The 20,531-nt window shown below is 66.9% G+C and carries 26 protein-coding genes; 7 read left to right on the top strand and 19 right to left on the bottom strand.

Annotated features, from left to right (window positions below):
* Positions 1 to 43: 43 nt before the first annotated feature.
* Complete coding sequence (locus tag ACE2AC_RS17855; protein ID WP_375688831.1) at positions 44 to 1,450, bottom strand: MATE family efflux transporter; 1,407 nt, start codon at positions 1,448 to 1,450, stop codon at positions 44 to 46.
* Between the two features lie 93 nt (positions 1,451 to 1,543).
* Between ACE2AC_RS17855 and ACE2AC_RS17850 the strand changes: the two genes are divergently transcribed.
* Complete coding sequence (locus ACE2AC_RS17850; protein ID WP_375688829.1) at positions 1,544 to 2,005, top strand: winged helix-turn-helix transcriptional regulator; 462 nt, start codon at positions 1,544 to 1,546, stop codon at positions 2,003 to 2,005.
* Here ACE2AC_RS17850 and ACE2AC_RS17845 read toward each other — a convergent pair.
* The 4 genes from ACE2AC_RS17845 to mscL all read right to left on the bottom strand — a co-directional run bounded on the left by ACE2AC_RS17845 (position 1,991) and on the right by mscL (position 5,207).
* Complete coding sequence (locus ACE2AC_RS17845) at positions 1,991 to 2,548, bottom strand: flavodoxin family protein (RefSeq protein ID WP_375688827.1); 558 nt, start codon at positions 2,546 to 2,548, stop codon at positions 1,991 to 1,993. The two genes, ACE2AC_RS17850 and ACE2AC_RS17845, sit on opposite strands and share 15 nt — an antisense overlap.
* Entirely contained in the window at positions 2,548 to 4,134 is a 1,587-nt protein-coding gene (locus ACE2AC_RS17840; protein WP_375688825.1) for a GMC family oxidoreductase, read from the bottom strand. Before ACE2AC_RS17840 ends, ACE2AC_RS17845 begins: the two co-directional genes overlap by 1 nt.
* Positions 4,135 to 4,220: 86 nt before the next feature.
* Entirely contained in the window at positions 4,221 to 4,679 is a 459-nt protein-coding gene (locus ACE2AC_RS17835) for an Lrp/AsnC family transcriptional regulator (RefSeq protein WP_375688823.1), read from the bottom strand.
* A gap of 72 nt (positions 4,680 to 4,751) precedes the next feature.
* Entirely contained in the window at positions 4,752 to 5,207 is a 456-nt protein-coding gene (mscL, locus tag ACE2AC_RS17830) for a large conductance mechanosensitive channel protein MscL (protein ID WP_375688821.1), read from the bottom strand.
* 135 nt (positions 5,208 to 5,342) lie between these two features.
* Here mscL and ACE2AC_RS17825 point away from each other — a divergent pair, with 135 nt between their 5' ends.
* The 4 genes from ACE2AC_RS17825 (at position 5,343) to ACE2AC_RS17810 (ending at position 8,252) form a co-directional block, all read left to right on the top strand.
* Positions 5,343 to 6,035 carry a glutathione S-transferase N-terminal domain-containing protein gene (locus tag ACE2AC_RS17825; RefSeq protein ID WP_375688819.1) on the top strand — a complete coding sequence of 231 codons (693 nt, stop codon included), beginning with the start codon at positions 5,343 to 5,345 and terminating at the stop codon, positions 6,033 to 6,035.
* A gap of 141 nt (positions 6,036 to 6,176) precedes the next feature.
* The gene (locus ACE2AC_RS17820) at positions 6,177 to 6,869 is read left to right on the top strand and encodes a phosphatidylserine decarboxylase (protein ID WP_375688817.1); all 693 of its coding nucleotides are present in this window, start codon (positions 6,177 to 6,179) and stop codon (positions 6,867 to 6,869) included.
* Complete coding sequence (locus ACE2AC_RS17815) at positions 6,869 to 7,621, top strand: CDP-alcohol phosphatidyltransferase family protein (protein ID WP_375688815.1); 753 nt, start codon at positions 6,869 to 6,871, stop codon at positions 7,619 to 7,621. The genes ACE2AC_RS17820 and ACE2AC_RS17815 overlap by 1 nt, the downstream gene beginning before the upstream one ends.
* A 4-nt stretch (positions 7,622 to 7,625) precedes the next feature.
* Positions 7,626 to 8,252, top strand: a complete 627-nt coding sequence (locus ACE2AC_RS17810; RefSeq protein WP_375688814.1) for a class I SAM-dependent methyltransferase — start codon at positions 7,626 to 7,628, stop codon at positions 8,250 to 8,252.
* 23 nt (positions 8,253 to 8,275) lie between these two features.
* Here ACE2AC_RS17810 and ACE2AC_RS17805 read toward each other — a convergent pair whose 3' ends face one another.
* The 7 genes from ACE2AC_RS17805 to rpmI form a co-directional block, all read right to left on the bottom strand.
* Positions 8,276 to 8,725 carry a YtoQ family protein gene (locus tag ACE2AC_RS17805; protein ID WP_375688812.1) on the bottom strand — a complete coding sequence of 150 codons (450 nt, stop codon included), beginning with the start codon at positions 8,723 to 8,725 and terminating at the stop codon, positions 8,276 to 8,278.
* An 85-nt stretch (positions 8,726 to 8,810) separates the two neighbouring features.
* Complete coding sequence (gene pheT / locus ACE2AC_RS17800) at positions 8,811 to 11,207, bottom strand: phenylalanine--tRNA ligase subunit beta (protein WP_375688810.1); 2,397 nt, start codon at positions 11,205 to 11,207, stop codon at positions 8,811 to 8,813.
* A 9-nt stretch (positions 11,208 to 11,216) separates the two neighbouring features.
* Positions 11,217 to 11,498, bottom strand: coding sequence for a YrhK family protein (locus tag ACE2AC_RS17795; protein WP_375688808.1), 282 nt, complete (start codon positions 11,496 to 11,498; stop codon positions 11,217 to 11,219).
* A 74-nt stretch (positions 11,499 to 11,572) separates the two neighbouring features.
* Positions 11,573 to 11,911, bottom strand: a complete 339-nt coding sequence (locus ACE2AC_RS17790) for a hypothetical protein (RefSeq protein ID WP_375688807.1) — start codon at positions 11,909 to 11,911, stop codon at positions 11,573 to 11,575.
* The gene (pheS, locus tag ACE2AC_RS17785) at positions 11,911 to 12,975 is read right to left on the bottom strand and encodes a phenylalanine--tRNA ligase subunit alpha (RefSeq protein WP_375688805.1); all 1,065 of its coding nucleotides are present in this window, start codon (positions 12,973 to 12,975) and stop codon (positions 11,911 to 11,913) included. Before pheS ends, ACE2AC_RS17790 begins: the two co-directional genes overlap by 1 nt.
* A 137-nt stretch (positions 12,976 to 13,112) precedes the next feature.
* Entirely contained in the window at positions 13,113 to 13,478 is a 366-nt protein-coding gene (rplT, locus tag ACE2AC_RS17780) for a 50S ribosomal protein L20 (RefSeq protein WP_375688803.1), read from the bottom strand.
* 11 nt (positions 13,479 to 13,489) lie between these two features.
* The gene (gene rpmI / locus ACE2AC_RS17775; RefSeq protein WP_375688801.1) at positions 13,490 to 13,693 is read right to left on the bottom strand and encodes a 50S ribosomal protein L35; all 204 of its coding nucleotides are present in this window, start codon (positions 13,691 to 13,693) and stop codon (positions 13,490 to 13,492) included.
* A 198-nt stretch (positions 13,694 to 13,891) separates the two neighbouring features.
* Here rpmI and ACE2AC_RS17770 point away from each other — a divergent pair, with 198 nt between their 5' ends.
* Positions 13,892 to 14,428: a VOC family protein gene (locus tag ACE2AC_RS17770; protein WP_375688799.1), complete on the top strand. Its 537-nt coding sequence runs from the start codon at positions 13,892 to 13,894 to the stop codon at positions 14,426 to 14,428.
* Here ACE2AC_RS17770 and ACE2AC_RS17765 read toward each other — a convergent pair.
* The 7 genes from ACE2AC_RS17765 to ccoN all read right to left on the bottom strand — a co-directional run bounded on the left by ACE2AC_RS17765 (position 14,425) and on the right by ccoN (position 19,451).
* Entirely contained in the window at positions 14,425 to 14,871 is a 447-nt protein-coding gene (locus ACE2AC_RS17765) for a molybdenum cofactor biosynthesis protein MoaE (protein ID WP_375688797.1), read from the bottom strand. The genes ACE2AC_RS17770 and ACE2AC_RS17765 overlap by 4 nt on opposite strands.
* A 3-nt stretch (positions 14,872 to 14,874) precedes the next feature.
* Positions 14,875 to 15,120: a molybdopterin converting factor subunit 1 gene (moaD, locus tag ACE2AC_RS17760; RefSeq protein ID WP_375692133.1), complete on the bottom strand. Its 246-nt coding sequence runs from the start codon at positions 15,118 to 15,120 to the stop codon at positions 14,875 to 14,877.
* A 4-nt stretch (positions 15,121 to 15,124) separates the two neighbouring features.
* Positions 15,125 to 15,784: a CDP-diacylglycerol--glycerol-3-phosphate 3-phosphatidyltransferase gene (pgsA, locus tag ACE2AC_RS17755; RefSeq protein WP_375688795.1), complete on the bottom strand. Its 660-nt coding sequence runs from the start codon at positions 15,782 to 15,784 to the stop codon at positions 15,125 to 15,127.
* Between the two features lie 201 nt (positions 15,785 to 15,985).
* A complete protein-coding gene (gene ccoP, locus ACE2AC_RS17750; protein ID WP_375688794.1) occupies positions 15,986 to 16,846 on the bottom strand; it encodes a cytochrome-c oxidase, cbb3-type subunit III in 861 nt (286 codons plus the stop codon).
* A 1-nt stretch (position 16,847) separates the two neighbouring features.
* The gene (locus ACE2AC_RS17745) at positions 16,848 to 17,045 is read right to left on the bottom strand and encodes a cbb3-type cytochrome c oxidase subunit 3 (protein WP_375688792.1); all 198 of its coding nucleotides are present in this window, start codon (positions 17,043 to 17,045) and stop codon (positions 16,848 to 16,850) included.
* 10 nt (positions 17,046 to 17,055) lie between these two features.
* Positions 17,056 to 17,835, bottom strand: a complete 780-nt coding sequence (gene ccoO / locus ACE2AC_RS17740; RefSeq protein WP_375688790.1) for a cytochrome-c oxidase, cbb3-type subunit II — start codon at positions 17,833 to 17,835, stop codon at positions 17,056 to 17,058.
* Positions 17,836 to 17,846: 11 nt separating this feature from the next.
* Entirely contained in the window at positions 17,847 to 19,451 is a 1,605-nt protein-coding gene (ccoN, locus tag ACE2AC_RS17735; protein ID WP_375688788.1) for a cytochrome-c oxidase, cbb3-type subunit I, read from the bottom strand.
* A gap of 202 nt (positions 19,452 to 19,653) precedes the next feature.
* On the opposite strand from ccoN, the gene ACE2AC_RS17730 reads away from it, so the two are divergent.
* Positions 19,654 to 20,493, top strand: coding sequence for a universal stress protein (locus ACE2AC_RS17730; protein ID WP_375688786.1), 840 nt, complete (start codon positions 19,654 to 19,656; stop codon positions 20,491 to 20,493).
* The last annotated feature ends 38 nt before the right edge of the window (positions 20,494 to 20,531 follow it).

Genomic DNA, 20,531 nt, shown 5'->3' with positions numbered 1-20,531 from the left:
CGACCCCCGCGGCCCAGCCCCGGGGGTTTGTCATTTCCGGGGGTCAGGCCGCGGCCTTGACCGGCGCGTCCGGGACGCGGTCGGGCTGCCAGCGGGCCAGCTTTACCGCCAGCGCCGCGAAGATGCCGTAGCCCACCATCGCCGCCGCGATCGCCCAGAACAGCCATTCGAGCGGCAGGCCAGCCCGCACCGCGAGGGCACAGCCCGCCGTCGCGATGGCCAGCCGCCCCGTCACCGCCAGCACCGGCAACAGCACCTTACCCGCCCCCTGGCTGGCAAAGTAGAGCGCCAGGCCGAAGCCCATGAAGGCATAGAACGGCGCGACGTGGGTGAGATAGCCGGTCGCCGCATCCCGCACCGCCGAGGGTTCGGGGCCGAGGAACATGCCCAGCCAGAGGTCCGGGGCAATGGCGACCGTCAGGCCGATCAGCCCGGTGCAGGCCCCGGCCATCAGCGCCGCTGTCCAGGCCACCGCGCGCGCCCGCGCGACCTGGCCCGCGCCGATGTTGGTGCCGACCATCGCGGTGGCGGCCGCGCCGAAGCCGAAGCTCACCGGGATCATCAGGAATTCGAGCCGCGCGCCGAGGCCGTAGCCTGCCAGCGCCTCGGCGCCGTAACGGGCGACGAAGCCGGTGACCACCAGCGTCGTGAGGATGGTTTGAACCGGGGACAGCGCCGCGATGCTGGCGACCTTGAGGATCGGGGTGGCGAACTTCAGCGCCGGGCGCAGGTCGGCGAAGATCGCGAATCCCAGCCCGCCGCGCGCGAAGTAGACCAGCAGCACCGCGGACACGATGGCATGGCTACACAGGAAGCCAAGCGCCAGTCCGGGCACGCCCAGCGACGGGAACGGCCCCCAGCCAAGCGCGAAGGCCCCCGAGAAAAGCGGCGCCAAGGCCGAGATCCCCAGCAGCGACAGCGACGGCAGCAGCATGTTCCCGGTGCCCCGCATCAGAGAGGCCGAGATCTGCGACAACCAGACCAGTGCCGCGCCGGGAAAATAGACGGCGCCCCAGGCCAGCGCCAGTTGCAGCACGTTGCCCTCGCCCCCCAGCAGGGCAAAGATCGGGGCGCCGAAGGGGATGAAGACCGCCGCCATCAGCGCCCCCATGCCAAGCGCGATCAGAAGGGCGTGGAACGCGACGCGCCCCGCCCGGTCCTCGTCGCCCGCGCCGAGCGCGCGCGCCACAGCGGCCGAGGTCGATCCGCCAAAGGCGCCGCCCGCCAGCGTCTGGGTCAGCATGACGAAGGGAAACACCAGCGCCACCGCCGCCAACGCGTCGATCCCGAGGCGGGAGGCCCAGATGCCCTCGGCCACGCTGATGAAGGTCGTCGCCACCATCCCGATCACGTTCGGTGCGGCCATCCGGCCAAGGGTGGGCGCCACCGGCGCCTCCAGCATCGCGCGGGTGCGGGCCATGCGGCGGTCGCGGCTCAGGTCATTGGGCATCGGAGTCTCCTCTGCGCCCAGTAAGTTCCAAAAAAGAACCCAATGGCAAGAAAATTCCTTTTCGGAACCCACTCCGCAGGCTAGGTTTCGCATATGAAGTGGAGCGATCTGGAACACGAAACCTGTCCCGTGGCGCGCGGCCTGTCGGTCGTGGGCGACCGCTGGACCCTGCTTGTCCTGCGCGACTGCTTTCGCGGGCTGCGCCGGTTCGACGACATCCAGGCCAGCCTCGGGATCACCCGCCACGTGCTGTCCGACCGGCTCAAGCGGCTGGAAGAGACCGGGGTGCTGGAACGGACGCTCTACTGCGAGACCCCGCCGCGTCACGAATACCGCCTGACCGAGAAGGGCCGCGCGCTCTACCCGGTGCTGGTCTCGCTCGTCACCTGGGCCGAGGCGCACCAGCCGCACGATACCGCCGCGCCCTATGTCTACCGCGACCGGGACACGGGCCGGCAGCTCGACCCGGTACTTGTCGACCGCGAGAGCGGCGAGGCGCTGGACCCGACCCGCGTGCGGGCAGGCCGGGATGCCGTTCCGTCAGCGGGACGCTGACAGGATCCGCGCGACACGCGCCAGCCGGGCGCCAAACAGCCGGGCAGAGCTTTCGCAGCCCTCGGCCAACCCGCCCGCACCATCGGAATTGACCGCCAGCCCGAGGAAGGTGCCCGACAGGTTGAGGCCGCGATTTCCCTCGACCACAGGGGCGCCGATGACGTCCTGCCCGACCCAGATCATGCCCTGCTGCGCGGCAAAGACCGACAGGGCCTGCAGCGTCGCCAGCTTGTCGCCGCCGGTGTTCACCCCGCTGGTGAATCCGCCCGCCAGCTTGTCCAGCCACTGCCGTTCGAGAAAGATCTCGACCCCGGAGGCATCCATGAAGGCTTTGAACCCCGCCGCAGGGCCGCCCATGTAGGTGGGCGTGCCGAAGGCGATGGCATCGGCCCCGGCCAGCACCCGCCAGCCCGCGGCGTCGATAGACGCGACGTCGATCAGCGCGACCTCGGCCCCCTCCCCGCGCGCGCCGTCGGCGATCATCTCGCCGGCGCGCGCGATGCTGCCCGAGGCCGACCAGAGCGCTATGGCAAGGCGCGGCATCAGGCCGCCCCGTTCAGGATCATGTCTGCGGCCTTCTCGGCGATCATGATGGTGGGCGCGTTGGTGTTGCCGCTGGTGATGGTCGGCATCACGCTGGCGTCCACCACGCGCAGCCCGCCGACCCCGCGCAGGCGCAGTTGCGGGTCGAGCGGTGCGTCCTCGCCCGCCCCCATGCGGACGGTCGCGACCGGGTGGAAGATCGTCGTGCCGACCTCTCCCGCGGCCTTCGCCAGTTCCGCATCAGTGTCATAGGCGGCGCCCGGCTTGATCTCTTCGGGCGCGTAATGGGCCATCGGCTCCTGCCCCATGATCCGGCGGGTCAGGCGGATCGCGTCGATCGCGACGCGGCGGTCGCCCTCGGTCGCAAGGTAGTTCGGTGCGATCCGCGGCGCCGCCATCGGGTCGGACGACGTGATTTCGACCGTGCCCCGGCTCTCGGGGCGCAGGTTGCAGACCGAAGCGGTGATCGCAGGATAGCGGTGCAGCGGTTGCCCGAAGGCATCGAGCGAGAGCGGCTGGACATGGTATTCGAGGTCCGGCGTTGCCAGCCCCTCGCGCGAGCGGGTGAAGGCGCCGAGCTGCGAGGGCGCCATCGACATCGGTCCGCGCCGGCGGAAGGTGTAATCCATCCCGATCATCGCCTTGCCCCAGATCGAATTGGCCAGCGTGTTCAGCGTCTTGGCCCCGGTCAGCCGCCATGAGAGGCGCAGCTGCAGGTGGTCCTGCAGGTTCCGCCCGACGCCGGGAATGTCGCGGACGACCTCGACCCCGTTGCGCTGCAACAGATCGGCCGGGCCCAGGCCCGACAGCTGCAGGATCTGCGGCGAGTTTACCGCGCCAGCCGACAGGATCACCTCGCGCGTCGCGCGGACCGTATGCCGTTCACCGTCGCGCAGGTAATCGACGCCGGTGACGCGCCCTTCCTCGACGATCAGGCGGCGCACATGCGCCTCGGTCTCGACCTTCAGGCGCGGGGCCCTCGCGGTGCGCAGGAAGGCCTTGGCGGTGTTCATCCGCCAGCCGCCGCGCTGGTTCACCCGGAAATAGCCGACGCCCTCGTTGTCGCCCCGGTTGAAATCGTCGGTGCGCGGGATGCCGGCCGCCTCGGCCGCGGCGATCCAGTCATCCAGCAACTGCCAGTGCAGGCGCTGGTTCTCGACCCGCCATTCGCCGCCCTCACCGTGGAACTCCGAGGCGCCGTCGACGTAATCTTCGGACTTGAGGAAGTAGGGCAGCACGTCGTCCCAGCCCCAGCCGGTCAGACCCATCTGCCGCCAGCCGTCGTAATCCGCCGCCTGCCCGCGCAGGTAGAGCATGCCGTTGATCGAGGAACAGCCGCCCAGCACCTTGCCGCGCGGATAGAGCAGCTGGCGCCCGTTCAGCCCGGGCTCCTCGGCGGTGCGGTACATCCAATCGGTGCGGGGATTGCCGATGCAGTAGAGATAGCCCATCGGGATATGCACCCAATGGTAGTTGTCCTTGCCCCCGGCCTCGAGCAGCAGGACCTTGTGGCCCGCTTCGCCCAGCCGTTTCGCCAGAACGCAGCCCGCGCTGCCCGCGCCGACGATGATGTAGTCCCATGCCATGGCAATCCTCCCGTCGGGTCACATTGGGGATTGCGCGGGGGGATGTCCACGGGGCGCGGGGTCGCGCCCGTGCCTCGGCGACAGGATCAGACCGGCAGCGCGGTGGTCTTGAAGACGGTCCTGAGCGCAAAGCTCGATTGCATCTGCGCCACGCCCGGCAGGCGGGTCAGGTGCTGGCGGTGGATGCGGGCGAAATCCTCGGTGCTTTCGGCAACGACCTTGAGGATGTAGTCCGCCGAGCCCGCCATCAGGTGGCATTCCAGCACGTCCGGGATGCGGGACACGGCGGCCTCGAACGCCTCGAGCGTCTCGTCGGACTGGCCCTGCAGCGTGATCTCGACAAACACGGTCGAGGGCATCCCCAGCTTGCGCGCATCCAGCAGCGCGACGTAGTCGCGGATGTAGCCCGCCTGCTCCAGCCGCTGCACTCGGCGGTGGCAGGCCGAGGGCGACAGGTTCACCTTGGCGGACAGGTCGGCGTTGGAGATCCGGCCCTGCCGCTGCAGAACCCGGAGTATGGCGCGGTCCATCGTATCGAGAGTCATGCGCGCTATATTCTCCGTCGCGAAGCGCTTCGCAACGGAGAATGTTCGACGGAACGCCGGAATTGCGCGAGGTTATCCCGCGGCAGAGGGGCCGGTCGCCCCGGACTTGAGGGAATCCCGGATCTCGAGCAGCACGTCGAGCTCGGTCGGGCCGGCGGGCGCATCCTCGGCGGCTTCGCCGTCCTTGCGCGCGGTCATCTCGCGCACTTTGTTGACGTAGCGCACCAGCATGAAGACCACGAACGAGATGATCAGGAAGTTGATCACCGCCATGATGAAGGAGCCGTAGGCAAACACCGCCACGCCCGCTTCCTGGGCCTGTGCCAGGGTGGCGAATTCCTGGTCACTGTTCAGCACGAAGAACTGGTCGGTGAAATCGACGCCGCCCAGGAAGAGGCCGACGAAGGGGTTGATCAGATCGGCGACCATCGAATTCACGATGGCGGTGAAGGCCGCGCCGATGATGATCCCGACGGCCATGTCCATCACATTGCCCTTGGAAATGAATGCCTTGAATTCGTTCAACATATCCAGAAATCCTTGCCTTGATTGCGCGCCCGTCTCTGCGACGCCGCACATAGTCTAGCGCGGATGCGCGCAAAGCCGAGGGTATTTTCAGCGACGGTGCAAATATATGGTCAGGCCAACCGCAAGGAGGTCTCGATGTCCATCACCGATATGAAAATCAACGACAAATGGCCCGCCAAGGACCCGTCGATCCTGCAGCTCTATTCCTTTCCGACGCCGAACGGCAAGAAGGCGTCGATCATGCTGGAAGAGATCGGCCTGCCCTACGAGGCCCACCTCGTCCCGCTCGGGGACGAATATGTCCGCAGCCCTGAATTCCTGTCGCTCTCGCCCAACAACAAGATCCCCGCGATCATCGACCCGGACGGTCCCGGCGGCCAGCCGGTGGCGCTCTTCGAAAGCGGCGCGATCCTGATCTACCTGGCCGAAAAGACCGGCAAGCTGCTGCCCGAGGGCGCCGGGAAGTACGAGGCGATCAAGTGGCTGATGTGGCAGATGGGCGGGCTGGGCCCGATGCTGGGGCAGCTCGGCTTCTTCTACAAGTTCGCCGGGAAGGAGATCGAGGATCCCCGCCCCCGCGACCGCTTCGTCGGCGAGGCCAAGCGCCTGCTGAACGTCGTCAACGGCGCGCTGGAGGGCCGCGACTGGGTCGCGGGCGAGTATTCCATCGCCGACATCGCCATCGCGCCCTGGCTGCAGGCGCTCGACTTCTACGAGGCAAAGGACCTCGTCGGCTGGGACGGGTTCGCCAACCTGCAGCCCTATGTCGACCGCTTCGCCGCCCGCCCGGCGGTCCAGTCCGGGTCGAACATCCCCGCGCGCTCCTGAGCGCGTCCCGACCGTGGCCGCCCGACCCGGCGGCCACGGCGCACCGAGCCGCTCGCACGGCGATCTCACGCCGAGGTTCCTTGTCTCCGGCGGTCCAAACCTCTAGGACCGTTGCAGTTGAGACAGGGGACACCGCACGTCATGCGCATGCGCGATACATTCATCAAACCGATGCATCCCGAAGGCCGCCGCTTCGTGGCGATCTTTGCCGTCGTGACGCTGGTGCTGTTCCTGATCTCGGACGTGCTGGGCTGGATCGGCGTCGGGCTGACCGTCTGGTGCTACTATTTCTTCCGCGATCCGGTCCGGGTGACGCCGCAGCGCGAGGGGCTGATCATCAGCCCGGCCGACGGCATCGTGTCGCTGATCGAACCCGCCGTCCCGCCGGTTGAGCTGGGCCTGCCGGACACGCCGCTGACCCGCGTCAGCGTCTTCATGTCGGTGTTCAACTGCCACGTGAACCGCGCACCGGTCGCGGGCCGGGTGACCGCCGTGGCCTACCGGCCGGGCAAGTTCTTCAACGCCTCGCTCGACAAGGCCAGTTCCGACAACGAACGCAACTCGGTCGCGATCGAGATGGCGGACGGCCGGCAGATCGCCGTGGTGCAGATCGCGGGCCTCGTCGCGCGGCGCATCGTCTGTTTCGTCGGCACCGGCCGCCACTTGGCCGCCGGTGAACGCTTCGGCCTGATCCGCTTCGGCTCCCGCCTCGACGTCTACCTGCCCGAGGGGACCGCGCCGCTTGTCTCTGTCGGCCAGACCATGATCGCGGGCGAGAGCATCATCGCCGACCTCGCCTCGACCGAGGGCGGGCGCGGGATCCGGGCGGATTGATGGCCCGACGTCCGCGCGAAGAGGGCAGCCGAGACCTTCCGCTGGCCAAGCTGCTGCCGAACCTCGTCACGCTGATCGCCGTCTGCGCGGGGATGACCGGCATCCGCTTCGCCTTCCAGGGCGAATACGAATGGGCGGTGCGGATGATCCTGGTCGCGGGCGTGCTCGACGGGCTCGACGGGCGGCTGGCGCGGCTGATGCGCAGCCAGACACTGATCGGGGCCGAGCTCGATTCGCTGTCGGACTTCCTCAACTTCGGCGTCGCCCCGGCACTGATCCTCTATTTCTGGTCGCTCTACGAGATCGGCGGCGTCGGCTGGATGGCCTGCCTGGCCTTCGCGCTCTGCTGCGTGCTGCGGCTGGCCCGGTTCAACGCGCGGTCCAAGGAGGGCACGGGCGGCGCCGGCGACTACTTCACCGGCATCCCCTCGCCTGCCGGGGCGATCCTGGCGCTGATGCCGATGGTGCTGTCGTTCAACTTCGGCAACGAGGTGCTCTTTCCCGCCACGATGAGCGCCATCTACGTGGTGCTTGTCGGGCTGCTGATGATCAGCCAAATGCCGACTTACTCGTTCAAGAACATACGGGTGTCACGGAACAATGCTCCCTTCGTGATGCTTGGGGTCGTGTTGCTCGGCTCTGCCGTGCTGATCTATCCCTGGGCCACCATGGTCGCGCTCGCGGCCGCCTACGTGGTCAGCATTGCGATCGCGCAGGTCCAGAGGCTGGGCAAGAAGCGCAAGGAAGGATGACGGTTTGGACATAGACGCGGTCAAGAACTCGTATGCACGATGGGCCCCGATCTATGACCGGACCTTCGGCGCCGCCACCAAGGCCGGACGTCGCGCCGCCGTCAGCCACCTGAACCGCCACGCCGGGCAGACCATCCTCGAGGTCGGGGTCGGCACCGGCCTTGCCCTGCCGCTCTATGCCACCGACAAGCAGGTCACCGGCGTCGATTACTCCGAAGAGATGCTGGCCAAGGCGCGCAGCCGGGTTGAGGACTGCGAGCTGACCCAGGTCGCCCGGCTGCGGCAGATGGATGCCCGCGCGCTCGACTTTCCCGACAACAGCTTCGACGCCGTCGCTGCGATGCACATGATCTCGGTCGTGCCGGAACCCGAAAAGGTCATGGCCGAGATGGTGCGCGTCCTGCGCCCGGGCGGCTGCCTCGTGGTGACGAACCACTTTGCCAAGGGCACCCACGACACCGGCGGGCTGGCGCGGCTCGAACGGTTCATGGCGCCGTTTGCCAACTACCTCGGCTGGCATTCCGATTTCGACATCCGGGTGGTGACCGACACGCCCGGCCTCATCCTGCGCGAGGAAGAGACCCTTCCGCCGATCGGGATGATGACGCTCCTGGTGCTGGAAAAGGCCTAGGGCGGGAAAGCCCCCGCCGCGCCCTACCCCGGCAGCTTGCCGGTCAGCACGTAGCGCAGGATCTCCACCACCTGGCTCGGTTCCTCGGCCACCGCCTGGGCCGCGGCATCGACCTCTTTCAGCGCGTGCTGGTGATCGGCGCCGTGCAGCACGATCAGCGCCTTGCCAAGCGCCGCGGCATAGCCCGCGTCAAAGGCGGCGTTCCACTGCTTGTACTTGTCGCCAAAGCGCACGACGACCACATCGGCCGCCTCGATCGCCGTCCGCGTCCGGATCGCGTTCAGCTTGGCGCCCTTGTGGTCGTGCCAGAACTTGCTTTCCTCGGCGCCCAGGATCGCCACGCCGCAATCGTCGCTCGCCGCGTGATCGGTCACCGGCACGTCGAAACTGACGTCGAGCCCCGCGGCCCCCGCCATGATTTCCTCGCGCCAGTCGGTGTGGATCTCGCCCGAGAGATAGACCTTCAGCACCATGTCGTTCCTCCTTCTGCAAATGCGAACCCCGCCCGCGGGACGGCGGGCGGGGCGATGTGCGTCAACGCGCGCGGCGTCCGACGGATCAGCCGCGCAGCGTGCCGCCGGTGGCCTTCTCGACCTTCTCGACGATCTTCTTCGAGAGCGCCTCGATCTCGGCCTCCTTCAGCGTCGCCTCCTTCGGCTCGATCCGCACGGTGACCGCCAGCGATTTCTTGCCCTCGCCGAGCGACCCGCCGACGAATTCGTCGAAGACCCGCACGTCGGCGATCAGCGCCTTGTCGGCCCCCGCCGCGGCGTTCACGAGGTCGAGCGCTGCGACCTCGGTGTCGACCACGAAGGCAAAGTCACGTTCGACCGCCTGCAGGTCACTGATCTCGAGCGCGCCCTTCGCGGCCGAGGCGTTCTTGGGCAGCGGGATTTCCTCGGGCCAGATGGTGAAGGCGACCGCGGGGCCCTTCACGTTCATCTCGCGCAGGACCTTGGGATGCACCTCGCCGAAGACGGCCAGCATCTTCTTGGGGCCGAGGCAGATGCGCCCGTGCCGCCCGGGGTGCCACCATTCCCGCGCGCCGCGCAGGATCTGGACCTTGGCAGGCGCGCCGATGGCCGACAGGATCGCCTCGACATCTGCCTTTGCGTCGTAGACATCCACCGCCCGCGACGCGCCGTGCACGTCCTTGGACCCGGTCCGCCCGACCAGCAGGCCCGAGACCAGCAGGTGCTGTTCCCCCGGCTCGCCGCCGTGCCAGGCCGCCCCGACCTCGAAGAGCGCGAGGTCGCCCATCCCCCGCGCCTGGTTGCGCGCGGCGGCTTGCAGCAGGCCGGGCAGCAGTGCCGGGCGCATGTGGCTCATGTCGGACGAGATCGGGTTCGCCAGCATCGTCGCATCGTCGCCACCGCCGAAAAGCTCGGCGCTGGCCTTGTCGATGAACGAATAGGTGACGCATTCGTTGTAGCCGAGCGCCGCCGCCGTCCGTCGCGCGATCTGTTCGCGCTTCTGGATCGGGGTCAGGATCGGTTTGGGTACGCCCGGCTGGGTCCGCGCCATCGGCTTCGGCTCGAGCTTGGTGAGCGACGCGATGCGCGCGACCTCTTCCACCAGGTCCGCCCCGCCCTGCACGTCCGGCCGCCACGACGGCACGTGCGCCAGGTCGCCCTCCATGACGAAGCCCAGGCGCTCCAGCGTGGCACGCTGTTCCACCGCCGGGATGTCCATCCCCACCAGCGAGGCGCAGCGCGCGGTGTCGAGCTCGTAGGCCCGGCTCACGTCAGGTGCGGCACCGGCGACGACGACCTCGGAGGCCTCGCCACCGCAGAGCTCCATCACCATGGCGGTGGCCAGTTCGAGGCCCTCCATGTTGAAGGCCGGGTCGATGCCCCGTTCGTTGCGGTAGCGTGCGTCGGAATTGACCTTCAGCGCGCGGCCGCCGGTGGCGATCTGGATGTGATCCCAATAGGCCGCCTCGATGAAGACGTCGGTCGTCTCCTCGGTGCAGCCGGTCTCCTCTCCGCCCATGATGCCGCCGATACTCTCGACGCCCCCGATGTCCGAGATCACCAGCACGCCCGCGGGCAGGGTGTAGGTCTTCTCGTCCAGCGCCAGCAGCTCCTCGCCGCCCTGCGAAAGGTGGATGCGCAGATCGCCCTTCACCTTGCCGGCGTCAAAGACGTGCAGCGGGCGGTTGCGATCGTAGGTGAAGAAGTTGGTGATATCGACCAGGGCCGAGATCGGGCGCAGGCCAATGGCCTTCAGCCGGTCCTGCAGCCATTGCGGGCTGGGTCCGTTTTTCACGCCCTTCACCAGGCGCCCGGCGAAGAGGTAGCAGCCGTCCTTGGCATCCGCATCGATGGTCACACCCACCGGGCAAGGGAAGGTGCCCTTGACCTCGGCGGTCCTTGCAGGCTTCAGCGTGCCGAGGCCCCGCGCCGCGAGGTCGCGGGCGATGCCGCGCACGCCAAGCGCGTCGGGGCGGTTCGGGGTGATCGCGATCTCGATGACCGGATCGACCTTTACGGGATCGTTCTGGGCCAGCCAGTCGGCGAATTCCTGGCCAACCTCGCCGTTCTCCAGCTCGATGATGCCGTTGTGCTCGTCGCTCAGTTCAAGCTCGCGCTCGGACGCCATCATGCCGTGGCTTTCTATACCGCGGATCTTGCCGACCGAGATGGTGATGTCGAGCCCGGGGATGTACATGCCCGGCTTCGCCAGGACGGCGGTGATCCCCGCCCGCGCGTTCGGCGCGCCGCAGACGATCTGGGTCTCGCCCTCGTCGGTCAGCACCTTGCAGACGCGCAGCTTGTCGGCATCCGGGTGCTGTTCGGCCTCGAGGACCTTGACCAGCTTGAAGCCCTTCAGCTTGGCCGCCGGATCCTCGACGCCTTCGACCTCGAGCCCGATGTCGGTCAGGGTCTCGACGATCTCGTCCACGCTCGCGGTGGTGTCGAGATGGTCCTTCAGCCAGGAGAGAGTGAATTTCATTGCGTGCTCCTAGTGCGTCAGCCGTTTGGCGAGGTCGTCGTAATCGCCCATCCGGTAGAGCTTGATTTCCCGCGCGAGGCGGATCGTCGGTTTGAGTGCGAAGAGGAAGGAGCCGACCAGGAACATCCAGGTCCCCACGGTCTGCCACGCCTCGGAAAAGAACATGATCGAGCCGGCGATGAAGGTGAACGCGGCGCCGAAATCGACCAGGGTGTAGGCGATCTCGTAACGCGCCCAGAGGTCCTTGCTGGCCTCGGAGCGTTCGCGGTTCTCGTGTCGGAATAGTCTCATCGTCACCTCCGTAGGGTGGGGTTTCACCCCACCTTGGCCCGGGTCGGCGGGGTGAAACCCCGCCCTATAGCCGCCTAACCAAACCCGAAAAGTTTAGAGAGCGCAGCTAACGCCAAAGAAGACGTCGTTCCTTTGATGACCTCATATGCCTCGCCCGGCGCCAGTGACTTGATCTTTTCCCATGTCTCCGACTTTTCAATCGCCTCCACGGCATCGTGCCCAATTGGCGTCAGACGGTATGCGCCCTTGTCTTTGCGCGCCACCAAACCTTCGTCCATGAGCAGATCAAGGTGATGATCTCTTCTCAGATCCTCTTCGGACGGGTTCAGGATCAGAACATGGTGCACGAAACCAGTTCGGCTATTTTGCATTTCCAGCATCAAGTCACGCATATAGTCGCGATCACGTTTCATCACACACCCCCGCGCAGCGTCGGTACCTGCAGCGCCGAGAACCCGTAGTGGCGCAGCCAGCGCAGGTCGCTGTCGAAGAACGCCCGCAGATCCGGGATGCCGTATTTCAGCATGGCGATCCGGTCGATCCCCATGCCGAAGGCGAAGCCCTGCCATTCGGACGGGTCCACGCCGCCGGCCTGAAGCACCTTGGGGTGCACCATGCCGGAGCCGAGGACCTCGAGCCAGTCGTCGCCCTCGCCCACCTTCACGGTGCCACCTTCCCAGGAACACTGGATGTCGACCTCGGCCGAGGGTTCGGTGAAGGGGAAATGCGAGGCACGGAAGCGGGTCTTCACCTTGGTGCCGAAATAGGCCGAGAAGAATTCCTCGAGCACCCATTTCAGGTTCGCCATTGAGATGTCGCGGTCGATGGCCAGCCCCTCGACCTGGTGGAACATCGGCGTGTGTGTCTGGTCGTAGTCCGCGCGGTAGACGCGGCCGGGGCAGATGATCCGCGTCGGCGCGCCACCTGCCTCCATCGCGCGGATCTGCACCGGCGAGGTGTGGGTGCGCAGCACGTGGGGCGGGCGATTGTCGCCCTCGGCGCGGTGCATGTAGAAGGTGTCCATCTCGGCCCGCGCAGGGTGGTGGCCGGGGATGTTCAGGGCGTCGAAGTTGTACCAGTCGGTCTCGACCTGCGGGCCCTCGGCGACGGCAAAGCCCATGTCGGCGAAGATCGCGGTGCATTCCTCCCAGACCTGGGAAACGGGGTGGATCGTCCCGACGCGGCGGTCACGGGCCGGCAGGGTAACGTCCAGCCATTCCGCCTTGAGCCGCTCATCCAGCGCGGCGTCGGCCAGCGCGGTCTTCTTGGCAGCGAGGGCCGAGTTAATCTCGTCCTTCAGCGCGTTCAGCGCGGGGCCGGCGGTCTGGCGTTCCTCGGGCGTCATCTTGCCCAGTTCGCGCATCTTCAGGCTGACCTCGCCCTTCTTGCCGACGGCCTGCACCCGCAGATCCTCGAGGGTGGCCTCGTCCGCCGCCTCACCGATGAGTCCCAGCCATTTCGACTTCAGATCGTCCATCCGATCCTCCTGATCTTTTCGCAGAACCTGCTACCCGGAGCGGCCCTTGGTGGCAAGGCCGCGACCGGGCCCGATGCGATACGAAAAGGGCCGCCCCTGCCGGGCGGCCCTTCCTCAAACTCGGATGCCTGAACGGATCAGGCGGGCAGCGCGGCTTTCGCCTGATCGACGATCGCGCCAAAAGCTTCCGGCTCGTGCACGGCGAGGTCCGCCAGCACCTTGCGGTCCACTTCGATCCCGGCCAGCGAGAGACCGTTGATGAAGCGGGAATACGTCAGTGCCTCGTCATGGGCACGGACGGCCGCGTTGATCCGCTGGATCCACAGGGCGCGGAAGTTGCGCTTGCGGTTCTTGCGGTCGCGGGTCGCGTACTGGTTGGCCTTGTCGACGGCCTGACGGGCAACCTTGTAGGTGTTCTTGCGGCGGCCGTAGTAGCCTTTTGCCGCGTCGAGAACTTTCTTGTGGCGGGCGTGGGTGGTGGTGCCACCTTTGACTCGGGACATCGTGTGGCTCCTTACTTCTTCGCGTAGGGCATCATCGGCTTGACGATCTGTTCGTCAGCCTTCGACAGCAGGGTGGTGCCGCGGGCGGTGCGGATGAACTTGGTCGTCCGCTTGATCATGCCGTGGCGCTTGCCGGCCTGGGCCACTTTGATGCGCCCGGATGCGGTCACCTTGAACCGCTTCTTGACGCTCGACTTGGTCTTCATCTTGGGCATTTCCGTCTCCTCTGGGAATCGGTCTTATCTGCACGACTCGGCATGCCACTCCGGGCCGGCCGTGCGGTTGGAGAGCGCCGTATAGGGGCAGAGACGGCGGGGATCAACAGGAATCTCGGGTTTGCGGCTTTGCGGGCTGGACCGACGCGACGTGCGGGCCACCTCTCGCCCCGAGGGAGGATCAAGGAAGGGACGACCATGACCGGACCGGGCAGACCACGCGGGATCGAACACATCGGCATCACGGTGCCGGACCACGAACAGGCGGCGGATTTCTTCGAACGTGCCTTCGGGGCCGAGACGCTCTTTTCGCTGACCGAACGCAACCTCGCGCCGTTTCCGGGCGAGGAGCTTCATCCGAAGAACGGATTGCTGCCCGGCACCGCCATCGTCGCGGTCAGCATGATGCGGCTGGCGAACGGGCCGAACGTGGAGCTGTTCCAGGTCGACCGCCCCCGGCAAACCGAACCGCGCGGCATCTCGGACATGGGGATCAGCCATTTCAGCCTGACGGTGGACGACATCGACGCCGCGACGGCCGATTTCGCGGCGGCGGGCGGTACGCTGCTCGAGGGGCCCTACCCCCTCACCCTGCAGGAGGCAGGTCCAGGCAATCGCGGCCGGTTCGGCCTGACGCCCTGGGGGCTGCTTGTGGAGTTCGAGAGCTTCGGCTCGCCGGTCGATTGCGACGCGGCCGAGACGGCAGACCGCTGGTACCCGGCGCGGGGCGCCTAGCGGTCCCAGCGGGACAGCGCGTCCTCGTCCTCGTCCCTGGCGGCGACCCATGTGGCGCCGTCGCGGGTGAATTCCTTCTTCCAGAAGGGCGCGCGGCTTTTCAGGTAGTCCATCAGGAACTCCGCGGCGGCAAAGGCGTCGCCGCGGTGCCGGGCGGCGGTGGCGACCATCATGATCAGCTCACCGGGGCGCAGCGTGCCATGGCGGTGGATCACCAGCACGTCGCCGAGCGACCAGCGCTCCTTCGCCTCGGCCGCGATCGCCTCGATCGCGCGTTCGGTCATGCCGGGGTAGTGCTCGATCTCCATCCGGTCGAGCGTGCCTGCATCGTCACGCACGATGCCGGTGAAGGTGACGACCGCGCCCATGTCGTGGCGGCCCGCGGCGAAGGCCGCGCTGATCGCGCCGAGGTCGAAGGGCTGCGACTGCACGGTGACGTGCATGGGTCAGCCCCCCGTCATCGGCGGAAAGAACGCGACCTCGCGCACGCCGGCCAGCGGGGCGTCGAAATCCGAAAGCTCCTGGTCGAGCGCCACGCGCAGGGCCGCGGTGTCGGCAAAGGCGGCCGCATAGCGCGGCTCGCGCGCAGCAAGTTCGGCCACGAGGTCGTTCACCGTGGCCGCCGCCGTCTCGACCTTCTCCTTCGGCAGGCCGATCCGTTCGCGGACCCAGGCGAAGTAGAGAACGTCGATCATCTCAGTCCCTCAGGTAGGGCCGCGCCTTGTTGAAGTAGTCGAGGCCGGTGATGCAGGTCATCACCGCCGCGATCCAGATCAGCAGGACGCCGCCATTGGCGCTCCAGTCGGTGGCGGTCACCTTCCAGCCGAGGCCGATGTCATCGTCGACCGCGCCGCTCAGGATCTCGTCCACCACGCTCTGGTCGACGCCGAACACCGCGTCGCCCAGGTTGTGTTCGAGAATCCCGTGCCCGAAGAGCACGGCGATGGCCACCATCTGGGTGGCCGTCTTCCACTTGGCAAGCCTGGTCACCGCCAGGGTGCCCGCGACGTCGCCCAGGTATTCCCGCATCCCCGAGACGAACACCTCGCGGAAGAGGATCAGCCCGGCGGGCAGCACGATCAGGTAGGCCAGGTCGGAATAGGTGCCGAGCACCAGCAGCGCGATCACCACCATCGCCTTGTCGGCAATCGGGTCGAGCATGGTGCCGATCTTGCTCTGTTGACCCCAGGCGCGGGCCATCCAGCCGTCGATGTAGTCGGTGAGCGACGCGCCGACGAACAGGACAAGCCCGGCCCAGTCGGCGGCCGGACGCGGCAGCAGCACGAAGACGAAGACGAGCAGCGGCGCCGCAACAAGGCGCAGGACCGTCAGGATATTGGGCAAAGTCCAGTTCATGAGGCCTATCTAGCCTGTGCCGGTCGCAGGGGAAAGGCCGGACCTTGCATGACCGCCCCGCCAGACATGCGTCCCCCGGCGGGTCGGCGGGCCCTGCGGTTGAAATCGGGTGCCGGCGGTTCAGGAAACGCGCGAACAGGACGAACGCGCCGGCACCCGGAACCCCCGGCGCCGAAGCACCGGGGGTGTTCGCATCGCGGCCTATTCGCCGCCGCCCAACCCGTGGACATAGACGCTGACCGCGCGGATCTGCGCTTCGGTCAGGCGTTCGGACCAGGCCGGCATCACGCCGAAGCGCGAGTTGGTCACGGTCTGCATCAGCGTGTCGAAGTCACCGCCGTAGAGCCAAATCGCATCGGTCAGGTCCGGCGCGCCCTGGTCACGGTCGCCGGTGCCGTCGTCGCCGTGGCACGAGGCGCAGTTCTCGGCAAAGATCGGCGCGCCCGGGGCGACGAGGGTCGGATCCTGCGGTTCGCCCGACAGCGACATGACATAGTTCACCACGCGGCGGATCTGCGGCTGGTCCAGCAGGCCGTCCGCGCCGAAGGCGGGCATCTGGGAATAGCGCGCATCGGCGTCTTCCTCGTTCCGGATGCCGTGGGTGACGGTGTAGTGGATTTCCTCGATGTCACCGCCCCAGAGCCAGTCGTCGTCCAGCAGGTTCGGATAGCCGACGGCCCCGGCCGCGCCCGAGCCGTGGCACTGGGCGCACCAGGTGCGGAACACCGCCCCGCCCGACGAGACCGCGAACTGGTTCAGCTCGGGGTCGGCGGCGATCTGCGTCAGGTCGCTGTCGACCAGCTGCTGGTTGATCGCGGCGTTGGTCTCGGCCATCGCGGTGATCTCTTGCTCGACCTGCGCACGGGTCGAGAAGCCGAGCAGCCCCGAGGTCGCCTGGTTCACCAGCGGCCAGGCCGGGTAGAGGATCGTGTAGATCACCCCCCAGACGATGGTCGCGTAGAAGGTGTAGAGCCACCACCGCGGCAGCGGCGTGTTCAGCTCTTCGATGCCGTCCCATTCGTGACCGGTCGTGCCGTGCTTGTCCTTGAGTTCGTCGCTCATCTCACGCCTCCTTGGCGGCGTTGTCCGCCCGGTCTTTCGCCGGGGCGTCTTCGTGTCGGAAGGGGATGGCCGCGGTGTCGTCGTGCACCCCGCGCGATCCGGGCCGGAAGACCCAGGCGATCATCGCGATGAAGAAGGTGAACAGCAGCAGCAGCATCCAGCTGTCGGCGAAGTGCCTCAGTAAGGTGTAAAGCTCCATCGTCCCCTCCTCACCGGCTCGCGTCGGGCGTGAAGGTCGAGAAATCGACCAGCGTGCCCAGCATCTGCAGGTAGGCGATCAGCGCATCCGCCTCGGAAATCCCCGGCTGTCCGTCGAAGTTGCGCACCTGTACGCTGTCCTCGCCGTAGCGCTCCAGCAGCCCGTCGTAGTCGCTGTCAGGATCGGCCTGGGCGCGGAAGTCGGCGCTGGCGTTCTCGATCATCTCGGTCGTGTAGGGCACGCCGACCATCGAATGCGTCGCCATCAGTTCGGCCACGTGGTCGGGTTCGACGCGACGCTCCTCGAGGAAGCCGTACTTCGGCATCACCGATTCCGGCACCACCGACTGCGGGTCGCGCAGGTGGTCGACGTGCCATTCGTCCGAATAGCGGCCGCCGACGCGGGCCAGGTCCGGCCCGGTGCGCTTGGACCCCCACTGGAACGGGTGGTCGTACTGCGACTCCGCCGCCAGCGAGTAGTGCCCGTAGCGTTCGACCTCGTCCCGCATCGGGCGGATCATCTGCGAGTGGCAGACATAGCAGCCCTCGCGGATGTAGACGTCGCGCCCGGTCAGCTCGAGCGGCGTGTAGGGCCGCATCCCCTCGACATCCTCGATGGTGTTCTCGAGGTAGAAGAGCGGCACGATCTGCACGATCCCCCCGATGGTCACCACCAGGAACGAGAAGATCAGCAGCAGCGTGGCGTTCTTCTCGAGGATCTTGTGACGGTCGAGGATGCCGGTTTTCTTCGGCGCGCCGCCGCCGGGCATCGCTTGGTTTGCTTCAGCCATGGTCAGTTTCCTTATTCGGCGGGCACGAGGCCGTTGGCGGTGTCCACCGCCGGTTGGCGCCGCACCGTCAGGTAGAGGTTCACGCACATGATGATCGCGCCGGCCAGGTACATCACCCCGCCAAGGGCGCGGACGACGTACATCGGGAACTTGGCGGCCACCGTGTCTGCAAAGGAGTTCACGAGGAAACCGTTCGCATCGACTTCGCGCCACATCAGGCCTTCCATGATGCCGGTCACCCACATCGCGGCCGCGTAGAGCACGATCCCGATGGTGGCGAGCCAGAAGTGCCAGGACACCATCGACAGGCTGTAGAGCCGGTCGCGGTTCCACAGGCGCGGCACGAGGAAGTAGAGCGCCCCGAAGGTGATCATGCCGTTCCAGCCAAGTGCGCCGGAGTGGACGTGACCGATGGTCCAGTCGGTGTAGTGCGACAGCGAGTTCACCGCGCGGATCGACATCATCGGGCCCTCGAAGGTCGACATGCCGTAGAAGCCGATGGCGATCACCATCATCCGGATCACCGGGTCGGTGCGCAGCTTGTCCCATGCCCCGCTCAGGGTCATCAGGCCGTTGATCATGCCGCCCCAGCTGGGCATCCACAGGATGATCGAGAACACCATGCCCAGGGTCGAGGCCCAGTCGGGCAGCGCGGTGTAGTGCAGGTGGTGCGGACCGGCCCAGATGTAGATGAAGATCAGCGCCCAGAAGTGGATGATCGACAGCTTGTAGCTGTAGACCGGACGCTCGGCCTGTTTCGGCACGAAGTAGTACATCATGCCCAGGAAGCCCGCGGTCAGGAAGAAGCCGACGGCGTTGTGGCCGTACCACCACTGCACCATCGCGTCCTGCACGCCCGAGAAGACCTGCACCGACTTGGAGCCCCAGATCGACACCGGGATCGAGATGTTGTTGACGATATGCAGCATCGCCACGGTCACGATGAAGGCGAGGTAGAACCAGTTCGCCACGTAGATGTGGGGTTCCTTGCGCTTGATGATCGTGCCGAGGAAGACCGCCAGGTAGGCGACCCAGACGATGGTCAGCCACAGGTCGACGTGCCATTCCGGCTCGGCGTATTCCTTGGACTGCGTGCCGCCCAGCACGTAGCCGGTGGCGGCCAGGATGATGAAGAGGTTGTAGCCCCAGAACACGAACCAGGCGAGGTTGCCGCCCCAGAGCCGCGTCGCGCTGGTGCGCTGGACCACGTAGAACGAAGTGCAGATCAGCGCGTTGCCGCCGAAGGCGAAAATCACCGCCGAGGTGTGCAGCGGGCGCAGGCGGCCGAAGTTGGCAAAGCCCTCGGCCCATTCGAAGTTCAGGACGGGAAAGGCGAGCTGGAAGGCGATGGCCACCCCGACCAGGAATCCGACGACGCCCCAGAAGGCGGTGGCGATCACGCCGTAGCGGATCACGTCGTCATGGTACTCGGCGGATCGGTCCACCATGATGTCCGGCTCGTCCGCGTTGCGCAGCGTCCACAGGAACAGGCCGCCGCAGACCAGCATGATCGTCAGCGCGTTCACCATGTAAGCCAGATCGCGTGCGTAACCGGCTGCCACTGCCATGAATAGCGTGATCAACCCCAGCACGATCAGCTTGAAGTAGTTGGTCATGTCTTGTCCCTCTGTCGTGCCGGTGCGGGTCCAGCATCCCGCCCGGCGTCTTGACTGCCCCGGTTAATGGAACCGCCGGGCGTGTCGCGCCTTGATCTGGGTCAATCGGCGACCCGTTCGGATTTGACTCGCATCAAGGTTAACGTGATCAAATGACGTGTAAGGTGTTCATATCACACTCACCTCTCTCGGAGGACAAAAGATGACTTTCCAAACCGTGTTCACGACGCTGACCGACAAGGCCCTGGTCAAGTCGCAGCTGGAACAGGCGATCGAGATGGCGGCGGCGCACGGGTCGCATGTCGACGTGCTGTGCCTCGGCGTCGACCGCAGCAACCTGGGCTATTTCTACGAGGGGGCGAGCGCCATCGCGCTGCAGGAATCGATCGACCAGGCCCGGGCCGAGGCGGCCGAGATCGAAACCGCCGCCATCGCCCAGCTCGAGGCCTCGGGCCTGCGCTTCTCGACCGAGGCGGATTTTGCCCAGATGGCCGACCTTGGCCGCCACGTCGCGCAGCGCGCGCGGTTCGCCGACATCGTCATCTCTCCGCTGCCCTACGGCAAGGGCAAGGGCGGAGAGCTCGAGCCGGTGCTCGAGGCCGCGCTCTTCGAGGGCCAGGCCCCGATCCTCGCCGTGCCCGACAGCGCCACGCTGGTCGCAAAGCCGAAACAGGTGCTGCTGGCCTGGAACGAAAGCGCCGAATCGCTGCGCGCGATCCGCAAGGCGCTGCCGATGCTGAAGGAGGCCGACCTCGTCCGGGTCGTGGTCGTCGATCCGCCGCAGCACGGGTCGGACCGCTCCGATCCCGGCGGCCAGATCGGCCAGTACCTCGCCCGCCACGGCGTCCGGACCGAGATCGACGTGCTGTCGAAATCGATGCCCAAGGTGTCCGACGTCCTCAAGCGGCACGCCTCGGACACCGCGGCCGACATGATGGTGATGGGCGCCTACGGGCATTCCCGCTTCCGCGAGGCAATCCTGGGCGGTGCCACCCGCGCCATGCTCGAGGAAGCGCCGGTGCAGGTCTTCCTGGCGCACTGACGCCACCCGGAACCGGGGCACCCGCCGCTGCGGATGCC

This window comes from Pseudooceanicola sp. LIPI14-2-Ac024 (genome assembly GCF_042188925.1).
GTDB lineage: Bacteria > Pseudomonadota > Alphaproteobacteria > Rhodobacterales > Rhodobacteraceae > Pseudooceanicola.
This window is presented reverse-complemented; position numbering and strand designations above follow the sequence as displayed.

Coding starts and splice junctions, on each gene's coding strand:
- mscL (WP_375688821.1), bottom strand. CDS start 5,207: ATGTTGAACGAATTCAAGGCATTCATTTCCAAGGGCAATGTGATGGAC.
- ccoP (WP_375688794.1), bottom strand. CDS start 16,846: ATGAGCGACGAACTCAAGGACAAGCACGGCACGACCGGTCACGAATGG.
- ACE2AC_RS17855 (WP_375688831.1), bottom strand. CDS start 1,450: ATGCCCAATGACCTGAGCCGCGACCGCCGCATGGCCCGCACCCGCGCG.
- ACE2AC_RS17805 (WP_375688812.1), bottom strand. CDS start 8,725: ATGGTGCTGAAGGTCTATCTCTCGGGCGAGATCCACACCGACTGGCGC.
- pgsA (WP_375688795.1), bottom strand. CDS start 15,784: ATGAACTGGACTTTGCCCAATATCCTGACGGTCCTGCGCCTTGTTGCG.
- ACE2AC_RS17845 (WP_375688827.1), bottom strand. CDS start 2,548: ATGCCGCGCCTTGCCATAGCGCTCTGGTCGGCCTCGGGCAGCATCGCG.
- rpmI (WP_375688801.1), bottom strand. CDS start 13,693: ATGCCCAAGATGAAGACCAAGTCGAGCGTCAAGAAGCGGTTCAAGGTG.
- ccoN (WP_375688788.1), bottom strand. CDS start 19,451: ATGACCAACTACTTCAAGCTGATCGTGCTGGGGTTGATCACGCTATTC.
- pheT (WP_375688810.1), bottom strand. CDS start 11,207: ATGAAATTCACTCTCTCCTGGCTGAAGGACCATCTCGACACCACCGCG.
- ACE2AC_RS17850 (WP_375688829.1), top strand. CDS start 1,544: ATGAAGTGGAGCGATCTGGAACACGAAACCTGTCCCGTGGCGCGCGGC.
- ACE2AC_RS17745 (WP_375688792.1), bottom strand. CDS start 17,045: ATGGAGCTTTACACCTTACTGAGGCACTTCGCCGACAGCTGGATGCTG.
- pheS (WP_375688805.1), bottom strand. CDS start 12,975: ATGGACGATCTGAAGTCGAAATGGCTGGGACTCATCGGTGAGGCGGCG.
- ACE2AC_RS17825 (WP_375688819.1), top strand. CDS start 5,343: ATGTCCATCACCGATATGAAAATCAACGACAAATGGCCCGCCAAGGAC.
- ACE2AC_RS17795 (WP_375688808.1), bottom strand. CDS start 11,498: ATGAGACTATTCCGACACGAGAACCGCGAACGCTCCGAGGCCAGCAAG.
- ACE2AC_RS17815 (WP_375688815.1), top strand. CDS start 6,869: ATGGCCCGACGTCCGCGCGAAGAGGGCAGCCGAGACCTTCCGCTGGCC.
- ACE2AC_RS17835 (WP_375688823.1), bottom strand. CDS start 4,679: ATGACTCTCGATACGATGGACCGCGCCATACTCCGGGTTCTGCAGCGG.
- ACE2AC_RS17840 (WP_375688825.1), bottom strand. CDS start 4,134: ATGGCATGGGACTACATCATCGTCGGCGCGGGCAGCGCGGGCTGCGTT.
- ccoO (WP_375688790.1), bottom strand. CDS start 17,835: ATGGCTGAAGCAAACCAAGCGATGCCCGGCGGCGGCGCGCCGAAGAAA.
- ACE2AC_RS17730 (WP_375688786.1), top strand. CDS start 19,654: ATGACTTTCCAAACCGTGTTCACGACGCTGACCGACAAGGCCCTGGTC.
- ACE2AC_RS17820 (WP_375688817.1), top strand. CDS start 6,177: ATGCGCATGCGCGATACATTCATCAAACCGATGCATCCCGAAGGCCGC.
- rplT (WP_375688803.1), bottom strand. CDS start 13,478: ATGTCCCGAGTCAAAGGTGGCACCACCACCCACGCCCGCCACAAGAAA.
- ACE2AC_RS17790 (WP_375688807.1), bottom strand. CDS start 11,911: ATGAAACGTGATCGCGACTATATGCGTGACTTGATGCTGGAAATGCAA.
- ACE2AC_RS17770 (WP_375688799.1), top strand. CDS start 13,892: ATGACCGGACCGGGCAGACCACGCGGGATCGAACACATCGGCATCACG.
- ACE2AC_RS17765 (WP_375688797.1), bottom strand. CDS start 14,871: ATGCACGTCACCGTGCAGTCGCAGCCCTTCGACCTCGGCGCGATCAGC.